Origin of the sequence: Enterobacter cloacae complex sp. AR_0002 (genome assembly GCF_001922365.1) — a bacterium.
Lineage (GTDB): Bacteria > Pseudomonadota > Gammaproteobacteria > Enterobacterales > Enterobacteriaceae > Enterobacter > Enterobacter hormaechei_C.
On sequence record NZ_CP018814.1, the window covers coordinates 2,994,481 to 3,009,748 of the forward strand.

Here is a 15,268-nt window from a genome sequence, read left to right on the forward strand (position 1 = left end):
GGAGATCACAGGTTGTTGAATTTGGGAGGAAAGCCAGCTGCCGGGTGGCGGCTTCGCCTTACCCGGCCTACGTTCGGATCGTAGGCCCGGTAAGCGCAGCGCCACCGGGCTTGCCGTTACTGCCACCCATACCGACGGCTATAAAACCCCTTCACCATCTGCGTCAGCACCATGTAACCCGCGAGGATCGCCACCAGCCATGGGAAGTAGCTCAGCGGTAGCGCCTGAAGTTGCAGGTAGCTTGCCAGCGGCGAGAACGGCAGCGCGATCCCGAGCGCCATCACAATGCCCGTCATCACAATCAGCGGCCACGCGGCACGGCTCTGAATGAACGGAATGCGGCGGGTGCGGATCATGTGCACAATCAGCGTCTGAGACAGCAGCCCCACCACGAACCAGCCGGACTGGAACAGCGTCTGGTGTTCCGGGGTGTTGGCGTGGAACACAAACCACATCAGGCAGAAGGTCAGAATGTCGAAGATGGAGCTGATCGGCCCAAAGAACAGCATAAAGCGCCCCAGATCGGCGGGGTTCCAGCGCTGCGGCTTCTGGATCTGCTCGTCGTCGACGTTATCAAACGGGATGGCGACCTGAGAGACATCGTACATCAGGTTCTGGATCAGCAGATGCAGCGGCAGCATCGGCAGAAACGGCAGAAACGCGCTCGCCACCAGCACGCTGAAGACGTTGCCGAAGTTCGAGCTGGCGGTCATTTTGATGTATTTGAGCATATTGGCGAAGGTGCGACGCCCTTCGATGACGCCCTCCTCCAGCACCATCAGGCTCTTTTCCAGCAGAATGATATCCGCCGCTTCGCGGGCAATATCCACCGCGCCGTCTACGGAGATACCGATATCCGCCGCACGCAGGGCCGGCGCATCGTTGATGCCGTCGCCCATAAAGCCCACCACGTGCCCTTCACGACGCAGCAGCGTTACGATGCGTTCTTTGTGCATCGGCGTCAGGCGGGCAAACAGCGTGGTGCGCTGGGCAAGCTGCGCCAGTTCGTCGTCAGAAAGCGTTTCGATGTCGCTCCCCACCACCACGTCGCCTGCGTCCAGCCCCACTTCGGCGCACACTTTTGCCGCCACCAGCTCGCTGTCGCCGGTGAGAATTTTGACGGTGATACCGCTCGCTTTCAGCGCTTTCAGCGCAGGTGCGGTGGTCTCTTTCGGCGGATCGAGGAATGCGATGTACCCCTCGAGGATCAAATCAGATTCATCGATACGCTGGTAGTCCCCTTCCCGCGCGGGCAGGAACTTGCTGGCTACCGCCACCACGCGCAGCCCCTGGCGGTTCAGGTTATCGGTGACGCGTTTGATGCGGCGCAGCATGGTCTCATCCAGCGGCACGATCTCGCCGTTATGGCGCACCTGCGTGGAAACATTCAGGATCTCCTGCAATGCCCCTTTGCAGATCAGCTGATGCACGTCCGGCTGCTCGCTGACCACCACCGACATGCGGCGGCGCTCGAAGTCGAACGGAATTTCGTCCACCTTCTGCCAGCGCCCGGAGAGCATGCGGGCAGACTCTTCATCCACACCTTCCAGCACCGCCACGTCGAGCAGGTTTTTCAGCCCGGTCTGGTAGTGGCTGTTCAGCCACGCGCTGTACAGCACCCGTTCGCTGGTCTTTCCGGCGATATCGGTGTGGTTCTCCAGCACGATTTTGTCCTGGGTGAGGGCGCCGGTTTTATCGGTGCAAAGAATGTCCATCGCGCCAAAGTTCTGGATGGCGTCGAGGTGTTTAACAATCACCTTTTGTTGAGAGAGTTTGACCGCCCCGCGCGCCAGCGTGGAGGTGACAATCATCGGCAGCATTTCCGGCGTTAAGCCCACAGCCACGGAGAGCGCGAACAGCGCCGCTTCCCACCAGTCGCCTTTGGTGTAGCCGTTGATCAGCAGGACAATCGGCGTCATGACCATCATAAAGCGGATCAGCAGCATGCTGACGCGGCCAATGCCTTTCTGGAACGCATTCGGCTCGCTCTCCTGCTCGCTGACGCGTCCGGCAAGCTGTCCAAACCATGTATTGCCGCCGGTGGCGGTGACAATCGCCTGCGCGGTGCCACTAACCACCGTGGTGCCCATAAAGCACAGGGTGTCGCACTCCAGCGGGTTCATCTGCTGCGGATCGCGGGTCCGCGCCACCTTCTCTACGGGCAGGGATTCACCGGTGAGTGACGCCTGCGCGACAAACAGATCCCGCGCCTGGATGATACGTAAATCCGCCGGGATCATGTCCCCCGCCGCCAGCTTCACCAGATCGCCCGGCACCAGCTGGTCAATGGGAAGCTCAATCCAGGCGTTTTCGCCGAGGTCGTTAATCACGCGCGACACGGTGGCGGTGTTGCTGACCATCGCTTTCAGCGCATCCGCCGCTTTGGTGGAGCGCGCTTCCTGAATAAAGTTCAGCAGCGTGGAGATCCCTACCATCAGGGCAATCACGCCTGCGGCAAACAGATCTTCAGTGGCGTAAGAGATAATCCCGAGCACCGTCAGCAGCAGGTTGAACGGATTGCGGTAGCAGAGCCACAGGTGGACCCACCAGGGAGAGGGTTTCTGCGCCGGGATCTGGTTATCGCCATGTTCCGCGCGGATTTTTGACACTTCTTGCGCGTTCAGCCCTTCCGGGTGGCCGCCAAAGGCGCGCCAGACTTCGTTTTCATCCATCGCCGCCACGTTCAGGCAGCGCTCGGTCAGGGAGGTGGGAATCGCCGCTCCCGCCATGGTGTTGGCATTTGGCAGCGGATCGCGCGCAATCAGGCGATGTGGCAGGTGACGGCTCAGCAGCGCTTGCAGCTGCCGGGTGATATTTTTCAACATAGTCATTCCCCCGCATCCGCAAAGGCGGACGCAGTCTTTCCCGCAGGCGTGGCAAAGCCGTACCTGTCAGGCACTTAATTTATCAAGCAGGAACGTATGAACGTTGCTGCCTCACGCCGGTGAGACAGCAAAAAGCTGGCTTACCGGTAAGAAGGTTTTCTCCGGGTCAGGAGAGGTGTGGGATCGGGATCCATGTGGCCTCCGGTAAGTAAAAAGTTGGGTATCGGCGCGCAGTATAGAGATTTATCCATACCGTTTGTGACTAATCGGGCGGTATTATAACGCCCTGCAAATAAACCGAACGTAAACCAGACTTTGCCCATAGCGAATTCGCAGGATAGCATTAGGCTCAATTGATTATTTTATCGTTGTTACAGGGAATACAGCATGCAGAACCGCCTTACGATTAAAGACATCGCGCGTTTAAGCGGCGTGGGGAAATCGACTGTCTCACGCGTGCTGAACAACGAAAGCGGTGTCAGCGAGCGCACACGCGAGCGCGTCGAGGCGGTGATGAATCAGCACGGTTTTTCCCCTTCCCGCTCCGCGCGCGCCATGCGCGGGCAGAGCGATAAAGTGGTCGCCATTATCGTCTCGCGTCTGGATTCCCTCTCCGAAAACCTCGCCGTACAGACGATGCTGCCCGCGTTCTACGAGCAGGGCTACGATCCGATCATGATGGAGAGCAAGTTCTCCGCGCAAATGGTGGAGGAGCATCTCGGTATGCTTCAGCGCCGTAATATTGATGGGGTGGTGCTGTTCGGATTTACCGGCCTAAAAGAGGACGTGCTTAAACCCTGGCAGCCGTCACTGGTGCTGCTGGCGCGCGACGCAAGCGGGTTTGCCTCTGTCTGTTACGATGACGAAGGGGCGATCGTGATCCTGATGCAGCGCCTGTATGAACAGGGCCATCGGCATATTAGCTATCTCGGCGTGCCGCATGCCGACATCACCACCGGCAAGCGTCGCCATGAAGCGTACCTGGCGTTTTGTAAAAAACACAATCTCCCCGCCGTGGCCGCGCTGCCTGGTCTGGGTATGAAACAGGGATATGAACAGGTCGCCAGCGTGCTGACGCCACAAACCACCGCCCTGGTATGCGCCACGGATACCCTTGCATTGGGTGCGAGCAAATATTTGCAGGAGCAGCGCATCGGGGAGCTGCAATTAGCGAGCGTGGGAAGCACGCCGCTGATGAAGTTCTTACACCCGGAGATTATCAGCGTTGATCCGGGTTACGCCGAATCTGGCCGGCAGGCTGCCGCGCAGCTGATAGAGCAGATCAACGGGCGCGCTGAGCCGCGTCAGATCGTTATTCCTGCCCGTCTCTCATAGTCCTTTCGCTTTCATGCGCAACAGCGATCGTTCCATGAATCACGGTACAGGATATTGCCTTCGGTATACTTCCAGGTAATTGCCTCATAGCGCAGCTCCAGCGTTTCCAGGTGGGTACTGGTCATACTGCCGGGGGAGAGATACGGCGCTACCGTTGTGAACTTGACGTTTTCCAGAATAATATTGAAATACTCAGCCTCAATCCCAGACTCAAGAATACGGTACATTTTAATTGTCGCCTTCTTCATGGTTCGCCCTTCGCAAACTGCCCGGTAAAGAAGCGGCGTTGTCTGATCAAATTCTTTGACTATTGTTATAGGCCGATGTACGCGTGTACCAGTGAGTTTTCCCCAGCTTGGGTCAACCGGAATAGTTACGCCATGGGAAAAGGATTTTAATTCAATAGATCCAAGACGCAGTGGCATTGCACAACAACCGACAATCGGCGAGCCATTCTCATCTTCAAGCCATAAATGTGCGGGAGCAGACATAGAAATACCTTATTAGTGGTTATCTGTATTGAAATGTTTGGCCTTTTACCATTTCACATAGCAGCCAAAAACAATCATGACCACAATGAAGAAAAGCCCAATTGGCCAGACAGGACTGCCGGGGAAGAAATGGGCCTGTATCAGGGCAAACAGGATTGTTAACGCGGCCGGGCCGTAGACCGAAAATATAATTCGCCCCTGCCAACGTAAAAAACGTTTGATGTAATTCATCATTGTTATCTGATCAACCTGGTGATGATATCCGCAATGTCGTCATCAGATGCCCATTGCGCACGTGTCGCGTCCGTCCTGCGAAACACAGGCTCAATGAGAAAATAAAGCATTTCAAGCCCTTGAGCATAAAGTGCCGAGTACCAGGCGGGAAATTCAACGTACAGACGATGCGCGCTATCGGCGGCTTGCTGTACTACCCCATACAGCCCAATAAAAGCAATACCTCGGGAAGCCCATCTTCCGGTAATGGCGCTTAATTCGAGGCTGATATTTAATCCAAGGCGAACGCAGGCGGCAACGGCTAATGTAAACCCGGCACCGGTAAGGCTAACCGCAGCGATGTGGACATTTACAGCCATTAGCCGCTGTTTAATATACTCTAACTGTTTAGGATTTTTGTATTTGAAAACTTCCTCAAAATACAGTCTAAGCATTTCATAGACTACATCCACACCGCTTACTAATTTATAAACGGCATCTCTGAAGCGTAGGTCTTCGCTCTTCTGTCTCAGGCAAACATCATTGTATTCATCAGTGAAACATGAGGCGTAATACAACAGCCGAGTGGCGCCTTTCCCTATCATATTCACCTGTGTTTTGACGTTCTGGCCGACCGCAGTAACAGCATGGTCGAGTTTAAGCGCAAGTATTTTATTGGCCTGTAAATAACTGACGATCTCGTTGTTCCCGTACATTACTGCTCTACGTTTATTTCAGTATATGAAGACAAGCTTATGCCTGAAACCGACTGTAAAGTTCCGGCCAGATCATGTTTAAGATCTTCCCTGTATTTTTAAGATATTGACCTGATATTTTTTAAACACTCTTGAGAAGAAATTCATAAAAACTGCGAGTGAAATGCAATCCAGTGTGCCCTCACACAGCGGATTATTGTGATCTTCGCCCGATTTCGGGAACGTTCCCATTTTCGCCGTCACGTTGAAGGAGTAGGCTTGCGCACAGGTCATAACCCCTATCACCATCTGTCATGAGGTTTCATGATGAGTAAAGTCAAACAAACAGATATCGATCAGCTGATCGTCCTGGTCGGCGGACGCGACAACATCGCCACCGTCAGCCATTGCATTACCCGCCTGCGCTTCGTGCTGAACGATCCGGCCAAAGCCAACCCGAAGGCCATTGAAGAGCTTTCCATGGTTAAAGGCTGCTTCACCAATGCCGGGCAGTTCCAGGTGGTGATTGGTACCGAAGTGGGCGATTACTATCAGGCTCTGCTGGCGACTACCGGGCACTCTTCCGCAGATAAAGAGCAGGCGAAGAAGGCCGCGCGTCAGAATATGAAATGGCATGAGCAGCTGATTTCCCATTTTGCGGAGATCTTCTTCCCGCTGCTGCCAGCGCTGATCAGCGGGGGCTTAATTCTGGGCTTCCGTAACGTCATCGGCGATGTGCCAATGAGCGACGGCAAAACCCTGGCGCAGATGTACCCGGCGCTGCAAAGTATCTATGACTTCCTGTGGCTGATTGGCGAAGCGATCTTCTTCTATCTGCCGGTCGGAATCTGCTGGTCCGCGGTGCGCAAGATGGGCGGAACGCCAATTCTCGGTATCGTGCTCGGCGTGACGCTGGTCTCTCCGCAGTTAATGAACGCTTACTTACTTGGTCAGCAAACGCCAGAGGTGTGGAACTTCGGCCTGTTTACCATCGCCAAAGTGGGCTATCAGGCGCAGGTGATCCCGGCATTGCTGGCGGGTCTGGCGCTGAGCTTTATTGAGACGCGCCTGAAGCGCATCGTGCCGGATTACCTGTATCTGGTGGTGGTCCCGGTCTGCTCGCTGATCCTGGCGGTGTTCCTGGCGCACGCCTTTATCGGTCCGTTTGGCCGCATGATTGGCGACGGCGTGGCCTTCGCGGTCCGTCACCTGATGACCGGCAGCTTCGCGCCAATCGGTGCCGCGCTGTTTGGCTTCCTCTACGCTCCGCTGGTGATCACCGGCGTGCACCAGACCACGCTGGCGATCGATATGCAAATGATCCAGAGCCTCGGCGGTACGCCTGTCTGGCCGATCATCGCCCTGTCTAACATTGCGCAGGCCTCGGCGGTAACCGGCATCATCATCGTCAGCCGTAAGCACAACGAGCGTGAGATCTCCGTTCCGGCTGCTATCTCCGCTTACCTCGGCGTCACTGAACCGGCGATGTACGGTATCAACCTGAAATACCGCTTCCCGATGCTCTGCGCGATGATCGGCTCCGGTCTGGCGGGCTTGCTGTGCGGCCTGAACGGCGTGATGGCAAACGGGATTGGCGTCGGCGGCCTGCCGGGGATCCTCTCCATTCAGCCCGCTTTCTGGCAGGTATTTGCGCTGGCGATGGCGGTGGCGATTATCATCCCAATGGCGCTGACTACCGTGGTTTATCAGCGTAAGTTCCGTCAGGGCACGTTGCAGATTGTTTAATTCTCTCTTTCGGGGCGCAGTTGCGCCCCTTCGCATTTGCAGGAACGCACTATGAATACCCTTCCTCACTGGTGGCAGAACGGCGTCATCTATCAGATTTACCCAAAGAGTTTCCAGGATACCACCGGCAGCGGCACGGGCGATCTACGCGGCGTAACGCAGCGCCTGGACTACCTGAAAACCCTCGGCATTGACGCTATCTGGCTGACGCCGTTTTATATCTCGCCGCAGGTGGATAACGGCTACGACGTGGCGAACTACACTGCCATTGACCCGACCTACGGCACGCTGGACGACTTTGACGAACTGGTTGCCCGGGCGCATGAACGCGGCATCCGCATCGTGCTGGATATGGTCTTTAACCACACGTCCACGCAGCACGCCTGGTTCCGCGAGTCGCTGGATAAAGCGAGTCCGTACCGCCAGTTCTATATCTGGCGGGACGGTACGCCGGATACGCTTCCCAACAACTGGCGCTCCAAATTTGGCGGCAACGCCTGGCGCTGGCACGCCGAAAGCGAACAGTATTATCTGCACCTGTTCGCACCGGAGCAGGCGGATCTCAACTGGGAAAACCCGGCGGTGCGCGCCGAGCTGAAAAAAGTGTGCGAGTTCTGGGCCGATCGCGGCGTGGACGGCTTGCGTCTGGACGTCATCAACCTGGTTTCAAAAGATCAGGATTTCCCGGACGATACCCTCGGCGACGGTCGCCGCTTCTACACTGACGGGCCGCGCATCCACGAATATCTTCAGGAGATGAGCCGGGACGTCTTTACCCCGCGTAACCTGATGACGGTGGGCGAGATGTCCTCCACCTCGCTGGAGAACTGCCAGCAGTACGCGTCTCTTGATGGCCGCGAGCTGTCGATGACCTTTAACTTCCACCACCTCAAGGTGGACTACCCCGGCGGCGAAAAATGGACGAAGGCAAAGCCGGACTTCGTGGCGCTGAAAACCCTTTTCCGCCACTGGCAGCAGGGGATGCACAATAAAGCCTGGAACGCGCTGTTCTGGTGTAACCATGACCAGCCGCGCATCGTGTCGCGCTTTGGTGACGAAGGGGAACACCGCGTGGCGGCGGCGAAAATGCTCGGCATGGTGCTGCACGGGATGCAGGGCACGCCGTATATCTACCAGGGTGAAGAGCTGGGTATGACCAACCCGCATTTCAGCCGTATCACCGACTACCGCGACGTGGAAAGTCTGAACATGTTCGCCGAACAGCGGGCTAACGGACGCGATACCGATGAACTACTGGCGATTCTGGCGAGTAAGTCACGCGACAATGGCCGCACGCCGATGCAGTGGGACGCCTCGCATAATGCGGGCTTTACCGAGGCCGAGCCGTGGATCGGCGTTTGCGACAACTACGAAACCGTGAATGTCCGCGCGGCGCTGGACGACCCCGATTCGGTGTTCTACACCTATCAGTCGCTGATTCGCCTGCGCAAAACCCTGCCGGTACTGACGTGGGGGGATTATGAGGATCTCCTGCCTGACCACCCTTCCCTGTGGTGCTATCGCCGCCAGTGGCAGGGGCAAACGCTGATGGTGGTGGCGAACCTGAGCCATTTGCCTCAGGAATGGCAAGCGGACGCTCTCAGCGGCGAGTCGCAGGTGGTGATAAGCAACTACCCCGCCCCTCAAACCTCAATGCTTCGTCCGTTTGAAGCCGTGTGGTGGCTAAAGCAGTAATTCCTCCGCCGGGCACGATGCCGTGTCCGGCTTACTTTGCTGTTTTTGTTGAATAATTAATCAGATTTTTCCTTCGCGTCTTTACAATTGCCCCAGCGCCCGCCGTTTGTACTCTCGTCTTTTTACTTTGTCCTGCATCAAAAAAATCGCAAACATGTTTGATGCAAATCACTATATGTAGCACTTAAAATGCACGCCGACCCAACATCTTGTATTTATCGTCTACTATTCCAACAACAAGACGGCGCTTACGCTGGCCGGAATTGTGGATAACACGGGCTGGGCACGCGGGAAGTCTTTGCCGCGGCGAGGAATACGCCCGGTGAATACTTCTCCACCTCTGTGGATAACCTGTTTTTAAAATGGAGTGATCATGACACCGCATGTGATGAAACGTGATGGCTGTAAAGTGCCGTTTAAATCAGAGCGCATCAAAGAAGCCATTCTGCGTGCAGCTAAAGCAGCGGGAGTCGATGACGCAGATTACTGCGCCACCGTCGCAGAAGTCGTTAGCAGCCAGATGCACGAACGCAGCCAGGTGGATATCAGCGAGATCCAGACCGCGGTTGAAAACCAGCTGATGTCTGGTCCGTACAAGCAGCTGGCGCGCGCCTACATTGAGTATCGTCACGACCGTGACGTCCAGCGTGAGAAACGGGGTCGCCTTAACCAGGAGATCCGCGGCCTGGTAGAGCAAACCAACTCGTCGCTGCTCAATGAAAATGCCAATAAAGACAGCAAAGTGATCCCGACCCAGCGCGACCTGCTGGCCGGTATCGTCGCCAAGCACTATGCCCGTCAGCATCTGCTGCCGCGCGATGTAGTCTCGGCGCACGAGCGCGGTGAGATCCACTATCACGATCTCGACTACTCGCCGTTCTTCCCGATGTTTAACTGCATGCTGATCGACCTGAAAGGCATGCTGACCCACGGTTTTAAAATGGGTAACGCCGAGATTGAGCCGCCGAAATCCATCTCCACCGCGACGGCGGTCACGGCGCAGATCATCGCCCAGGTGGCGAGCCACATCTATGGCGGCACCACCATTAACCGCATTGATGAAGTGCTGGCCCCGTTCGTGACCGAGAGCTTCAACAAACACCGTAAAACGGCGGAAGAGTGGCAGATCCCGGATGCTGACGGTTACGCCCGTTCCCGCACCGAGAAAGAGTGCTACGACGCCTTCCAGTCGCTGGAATATGAGGTAAACACGCTGCACACCGCCAACGGCCAGACGCCGTTTGTGACCTTCGGGTTTGGCCTCGGCACCAGCTGGGAATCACGCCTGATCCAGCAGTCTATTCTGCGCAACCGTATCTCCGGCCTCGGTAAAAACCGTAAAACGGCGGTGTTCCCGAAACTGGTGTTCGCCATTCGCGACGGCCTGAACCACAAGTTTGGCGATCCGAACTACGACATCAAACAGCTGGCGCTGGAGTGCGCGAGCAAGCGTATGTACCCGGATATCCTCAACTACGACCAGGTGGTAAAAGTCACGGGTTCGTTTAAAACGCCAATGGGCTGCCGCAGCTTCCTCGGCGTGTACGAGGATGAGAACGGCGAGCAGATCCACGACGGGCGCAACAACCTGGGCGTCATCAGCCTGAACCTGCCGCGCATCGCGCTGGAAGCCAAAGGGAATGAAGCGGCCTTCTGGACGCTGCTGGATGAACGTTTACAGCTGGCACGTAAGGCGCTGATGACCCGCATCGCCCGTCTTGAAGGGGTGAAAGCCCGCGTCGCGCCAATTCTCTATATGGAAGGGGCCTGCGGCGTGCGCCTGAAAGCGGACGATGATGTGTCGGAGATCTTCAAAAACGGTCGCGCGTCGATCTCTCTTGGCTATATCGGCATTCACGAAACGATTAACGCGCTGTTTGGCGACAAGCATATCTATGACAACGACGCCCTGCGTGAGAAGGGTATCGCGATTGTGCAGCGCCTGCGCGATGCGGTAGACCAGTGGAAAGAGGAAACTGGTTACGGTTTCAGCCTGTACAGCACGCCGAGTGAAAACCTCTGCGATCGCTTCTGCCGCCTGGACACCGCCGAATTCGGCATCGTGGAAGGCGTGACCGACAAAGGTTACTACACCAACAGCTTCCACCTCGATGTGGAGAAGAAGGTGAACCCGTACGACAAGATCGACTTCGAAGCGGCTTATCCGCCCATCGCGAACGGCGGTTTTATCTGCTATGGCGAGTACCCGAACATTCAGCACAACCTGAAGGCGCTGGAAGACGTGTGGGATTACAGCTATCAGCACGTGCCGTACTACGGAACCAACACGCCAATTGACGAGTGCTACGAGTGCGGCTTTACCGGTGAGTTCGAGTGCACCAGCAAAGGCTTCACCTGTCCGAAATGCGGTAACCACGATGCAGCCCGCGTCTCCGTGACCCGCCGCGTGTGCGGCTACCTCGGCAGCCCGGATGCCCGTCCGTTTAACGCCGGTAAGCAGGAAGAGGTGAAGCGCAGGGTGAAACATCTGGGGAATGGGCAGATCGGGTAAGTTCTGCGCAGGGTGTCCCCCTCACCCTACCCCTCTCCCTCAAGGGAGAGGGAACCGATCGAGCACATTGTTATTCCGGCCACCGGTGTTCTCCCTCTCCCTGTGGGAGAGGGCCGGGGTGAGGGCATCAGGTTAACGCTATGAATTATCACCAGTACTACTCCGTCGACATCGTCAACGGCCCCGGCACCCGCTGTACCCTGTTTGTATCAGGCTGCGTTCACGAGTGCCCCGGCTGCTACAACAAAAGCACCTGGCGCCTGAACTCGGGTATGCCGTTTACCGCTGAGATGGAAGACCGCATCATCAACGACCTGAACGACACGCGCATCAAACGCCAGGGGATCTCGCTCTCCGGCGGCGACCCGCTCCATCCGCAAAACGTGCCGGAGATCCTGAAGCTGGTAAAACGCATCCACCACGAGTGCGCGGGAAAAGACATCTGGGTCTGGACGGGCTATAAGCTGGATGAACTGAATGCGCAGCAGATGGAAGTGGTGGATCTAATTAACGTCCTGGTCGACGGCAAGTTCATGCAGGATCTAAAAGATCCTATGCTTATCTGGCGCGGCAGCAGCAACCAGGTTGTGCATCATCTGCGTTGAATGAAGGCGGATATCCTCTGTCCGCCTGAACGTCAAAACCGACTCAAACTCTCCATCGCCACAGCCTTAAACGCCGCAAAATTCTCGCACTGGCACAGGCGCGCCATCGCGCGTTCACGCAGGAAAGTGACAAAGATGTCGTAAATCGCCATTGCCTCTTCGTACTCGCTTTTGCTGATGGCGAGCAGGAAGATGACATGGGCGGTTTCATCTCCCCACTGAATGCCCTGCGGCGCCAGCACGGTGTAGACCACCGTTTTTTGCGCCAGCAGGCCGAGGGAGTGCGGCAGCGCAATGCCGTCGCCGAGCATGGTGCTGACGATGGCTTCACGCTCGATAACCGAATCCAGAAACTCCGCACCGACAAAGCCCTCTGCTTCAAGCTGTTCACACAGCTCGCGGAACAGCGTTTGCTGGTCGACAGGCTTGTCGATAATGCGGAAATGGGCCGCGTCGAAGTATTTTTCCAGCATCCACGGCCGGGTGCGGTCCACCAGCACCAGCTTGCCGATCTGCTCTAACTGATAATCGGTCGGGAACGGGGCGATCATCACCACCGGTTTGGATTTTTCGCTCACACGGGCGGTGGAGATCACAAAGTCTTCGCCAATGGCATCGGCAAGCTCGTACTCGCGAAGGGTGAGCGTGCGCGTCACCTCAATCTGCGGGTATTTACGCTGAAGTACCGCCTCGATCATGCGCACCATCGCGTTACCTGCGTCGCATACCAGCAGCACCCGCGGCTGGCGCTGATAGCCGATGTTGTAGTGGCGCTCCAGCCCGACGCCGATATGCAGCACCAGAAAACCAATTTCGTTTTCGCTGATCACATACGGGGTGTATTTGCCCCAGCTCGACACCGCCGCGAGGGTCATATCCCACGCCATCGGGTAGTGCTGCTTGATGTTATCCAGCAACGGATTGGGGATCATGATTTGATACCGCACGCGGGTAATCATGGTTTTGATGTGCGTGAGCAGATCTGCATGCAGTTGCTCGTCGCTCAACAGGTTGTAGTTATAGTGGGTGTTGATGTAGCGCAGAATGTAGTTGACCAGGGCTTCGTCGTCGTCAGCATTAATGGCGCTCGGGGCGATCTCCTGGATCTGCCGCGCCGCAATGTGCACGCACAGCCAGCTCTCTTCTGACGGCGACAGCGCTTTGCCCGCCAGCTCCTGGATAGCCACCGCGATATCTTTCGCCGCCTCATGCACGTTCTCTTCCACGTCTTCCGCGTGGAATTCCGGCAGCGGATACCCTTCGCTGATGCGCCGCACCGACACCGCGCAGTACAGGCGCAGGAACAGCTCGCCTTCGTCGGTCAGGCGAATGTGATGGCGCGTCAGCGCATCGTGCAGCACCGGCACCATCTTTTCCGCCACGCCCGCGTTCAGCGCCACGTCGGTCACCAGCGGGTTCAGGCTGTCCTGCTGCGCCAGCTCCCACAGGAGGTCGGTCAGGCAGGCGCGGATCGCCATCTCGCTGCCAAACAGCTTCATGCCGTGGCGAGGGCGGGTTTCCAGCGTCAGGTTGTAACGGTGAAACCACTCGCGCACTTCCACCATGTCGCTCTGCAACGTGGCCCGGCTGACGAACCACTCATCGGCCAGATCCTCCAGCTTGATGGAAAAGGCTGACGTCAGAAAACGCACCACCAGATAGTGCACGCGCTCAGGTCCGGTTCGCGGAATACGCAGCGCGCGCGGGTGGGACGCCTGCAATTGTTGATAGCGCGCCACATCATTAATTTTGAGCTGATAGCCGTTGCCCCGGCTCAAAATGAACTGCGCGCCGTGGCTGGCCAGCAGCGCGTTCAGGGCGGTGATATCCGCCCGGACGGTTCGCGTGGAAACCGACAGCCGCTGCGCCAGCTCGTCCTGCGGCAGCGTCTCGTTTTGCAACAGATCGAAAAGTTGCGCTAAACGTTGGTTCGGAAATCGCACGTCGTTGTCCTCTTACGGCTTAAGGTGAAATGACCATCTGGGATGGGCTGCCGACCGGGGTATAGTCTGGCTCGGCGCTCAGCTTGCCGTCCGGTGCCACGCGGAAACGGGTAATGTTGTCGCTGCGCTGGTTCATGACGTACAGCCAGCGACCCTGCTTATCGAGCGTCAGGGTGCGCGGATAGTCGCCGCGCGTCCAGACATCATCCTGATGCGTCAGCGTACCCTCTGCCGTTACGGTAAAGTGCCCGATGCTGTTATGCAAACGGTTAGCGACATACAGCTGTTTCCCGTCGGCACTTAGCGCCAGCCCGGCAGCAAAACTGGTGCCTTTATAACCGTCCGGCAGGGCTGAAACCGTTTTACCCTCTTTCAGCCTGCCATTACTGTCCAGCGCATAATGGGTGAGCGTAGACGCCTCTTCGTTAATCAGCCACAGGGCATCACCTTTCGGCGTAAAGACGAAGTGGCGCGGCCCGGCCCCTTTTGAGGAGGCGCTGATAAACGGCGGATCGTTCGGAGTCAGCTTCCCGGTTTGATCGTCAAAACGGTACTGATAGATGCGATCCAGCCCCAGATCGGTGGAAAAAACGTATTTCCCGCTCGGATCGGCGGCGATCATGTGCGCATGCGGGCCGTTATGATCGCTGATGGCGAAACTGCCCTCGACGGCAGCTTCCGGCTTCGCCGCGCCCGGTTCGCCTTTGTCCTGATGGGTGTCCGTAGCATCGCTCAGGCTGCCGTCTGCGTTAACGGGCAGCACCGCGACAGTTCCGCTGATGTAGTTTGCCACCAGCAGATGTTTACCGTTCGGCGTCAGGGAAAGATATACCGGCCCCGCGCCGCCGGAGGCCACCTGATTCAGCTCGCTCAGCGTGCCGTTATCGCCGATGCGCAGCGCCTGCACCACGCCCTGCTCCACTTCGCTTGCCAGATAGAGCGTTTTGCCGTCGTGTGAGACGGTTAACTGCGCGGCGTTCGGCAGCTTGCTCACCAGCGTTTTATCGTTCAGCGCACCGGTTTGCGGGTCGACGGTAAAGCGGTACAGCCCTTCGCCGTTCGGATTATAGGTACCCACCCAGGCGTATTGCGTCTGGGCGACAGCGGCGGTGGCGAGCATTGAGAGTGAAGCGACAAGCAGGGTTCGGGTGTGCATGGTGGCTCCTTCGGGTGTGTGCGGTTTGTTTCCCCTCACCCTAACCCTCTCC

General features: G+C 57.1%; 11 protein-coding genes. 5 read left to right on the forward strand and 6 right to left on the reverse strand.

Annotated features, from left to right (window positions below; genetic code table 11):
• Window positions 1-116 precede the first annotated feature (116 nt).
• Complete coding sequence (mgtA, locus tag AM329_RS14750) at window positions 117-2,825, reverse strand: magnesium-translocating P-type ATPase (RefSeq protein WP_039264680.1); 2,709 nt, start codon at window positions 2,823-2,825, stop codon at window positions 117-119.
• A 387-nt stretch (window positions 2,826-3,212) separates the two neighbouring features.
• Between mgtA and treR the strand changes: the two genes are divergently transcribed.
• Window positions 3,213-4,160: a trehalose operon repressor TreR gene (gene treR / locus AM329_RS14760; RefSeq protein WP_032608379.1), complete on the forward strand. Its 948-nt coding sequence runs from the start codon at window positions 3,213-3,215 to the stop codon at window positions 4,158-4,160.
• 11 nt (window positions 4,161-4,171) lie between these two features.
• Here treR and AM329_RS14765 read toward each other — a convergent pair whose 3' ends face one another.
• The 3 genes from AM329_RS14765 to AM329_RS14775 are packed head-to-tail and all read right to left on the reverse strand — an operon-like array spanning window position 4,172 to window position 5,580.
• On the reverse strand, window positions 4,172-4,651 hold the full coding sequence (locus tag AM329_RS14765; protein WP_003863398.1) for a type VI secretion system tube protein TssD: 480 nt from the start codon (window positions 4,649-4,651) through the stop codon (window positions 4,172-4,174).
• A gap of 45 nt (window positions 4,652-4,696) precedes the next feature.
• Window positions 4,697-4,885: a hypothetical protein gene (locus tag AM329_RS14770; protein WP_003863399.1), complete on the reverse strand. Its 189-nt coding sequence runs from the start codon at window positions 4,883-4,885 to the stop codon at window positions 4,697-4,699.
• A 2-nt stretch (window positions 4,886-4,887) separates the two neighbouring features.
• Window positions 4,888-5,580 carry a hypothetical protein gene (locus AM329_RS14775; RefSeq protein WP_003863400.1) on the reverse strand — a complete coding sequence of 231 codons (693 nt, stop codon included), beginning with the start codon at window positions 5,578-5,580 and terminating at the stop codon, window positions 4,888-4,890.
• Window positions 5,581-5,886: 306 nt separating this feature from the next.
• Here AM329_RS14775 and treB point away from each other — a divergent pair, with 306 nt between their 5' ends.
• From treB to nrdG, 4 genes are all read left to right on the forward strand, one after another.
• A complete protein-coding gene (treB, locus tag AM329_RS14785) occupies window positions 5,887-7,305 on the forward strand; it encodes a PTS trehalose transporter subunit IIBC (protein ID WP_032610165.1) in 1,419 nt (472 codons plus the stop codon).
• A 51-nt stretch (window positions 7,306-7,356) separates the two neighbouring features.
• Window positions 7,357-9,000 carry an alpha,alpha-phosphotrehalase gene (gene treC, locus AM329_RS14790; RefSeq protein WP_032608377.1) on the forward strand — a complete coding sequence of 548 codons (1,644 nt, stop codon included), beginning with the start codon at window positions 7,357-7,359 and terminating at the stop codon, window positions 8,998-9,000.
• A gap of 373 nt (window positions 9,001-9,373) precedes the next feature.
• Complete coding sequence (gene nrdD / locus AM329_RS14795) at window positions 9,374-11,512, forward strand: anaerobic ribonucleoside-triphosphate reductase (protein WP_032608376.1); 2,139 nt, start codon at window positions 9,374-9,376, stop codon at window positions 11,510-11,512.
• Window positions 11,513-11,652: 140 nt separating this feature from the next.
• On the forward strand, window positions 11,653-12,117 hold the full coding sequence (gene nrdG / locus AM329_RS14800) for an anaerobic ribonucleoside-triphosphate reductase-activating protein (protein WP_032608375.1): 465 nt from the start codon (window positions 11,653-11,655) through the stop codon (window positions 12,115-12,117).
• 32 nt (window positions 12,118-12,149) lie between these two features.
• Here nrdG and AM329_RS14805 read toward each other — a convergent pair whose 3' ends face one another.
• Together AM329_RS14805 and AM329_RS14810 are read right to left on the reverse strand one after the other, a co-directional pair.
• A complete protein-coding gene (locus tag AM329_RS14805; protein ID WP_032608374.1) occupies window positions 12,150-14,060 on the reverse strand; it encodes a transcription antiterminator in 1,911 nt (636 codons plus the stop codon).
• 19 nt (window positions 14,061-14,079) lie between these two features.
• Window positions 14,080-15,216, reverse strand: coding sequence for a lactonase family protein (locus AM329_RS14810; RefSeq protein ID WP_023315285.1), 1,137 nt, complete (start codon window positions 15,214-15,216; stop codon window positions 14,080-14,082).
• Window positions 15,217-15,268 lie beyond the last annotated feature (52 nt).

What these genes read in the sequence shown, in the direction of transcription:
- AM329_RS14770 (WP_003863399.1), bottom strand. Translation starts at nt 4,885, where the DNA reads ATGATGAATTACATCAAACGTTTTTTACGTTGGCAGGGGCGAATTATA.
- treC (WP_032608377.1), top strand. Translation starts at nt 7,357, where the DNA reads ATGAATACCCTTCCTCACTGGTGGCAGAACGGCGTCATCTATCAGATT.
- AM329_RS14765 (WP_003863398.1), bottom strand. Translation starts at nt 4,651, where the DNA reads ATGTCTGCTCCCGCACATTTATGGCTTGAAGATGAGAATGGCTCGCCG.
- mgtA (WP_039264680.1), bottom strand. Translation starts at nt 2,825, where the DNA reads ATGTTGAAAAATATCACCCGGCAGCTGCAAGCGCTGCTGAGCCGTCAC.
- AM329_RS14810 (WP_023315285.1), bottom strand. Translation starts at nt 15,216, where the DNA reads ATGCACACCCGAACCCTGCTTGTCGCTTCACTCTCAATGCTCGCCACC.
- treB (WP_032610165.1), top strand. Translation starts at nt 5,887, where the DNA reads ATGAGTAAAGTCAAACAAACAGATATCGATCAGCTGATCGTCCTGGTC.
- treR (WP_032608379.1), top strand. Translation starts at nt 3,213, where the DNA reads ATGCAGAACCGCCTTACGATTAAAGACATCGCGCGTTTAAGCGGCGTG.
- nrdG (WP_032608375.1), top strand. Translation starts at nt 11,653, where the DNA reads ATGAATTATCACCAGTACTACTCCGTCGACATCGTCAACGGCCCCGGC.
- AM329_RS14775 (WP_003863400.1), bottom strand. Translation starts at nt 5,580, where the DNA reads ATGTACGGGAACAACGAGATCGTCAGTTATTTACAGGCCAATAAAATA.
- nrdD (WP_032608376.1), top strand. Translation starts at nt 9,374, where the DNA reads ATGACACCGCATGTGATGAAACGTGATGGCTGTAAAGTGCCGTTTAAA.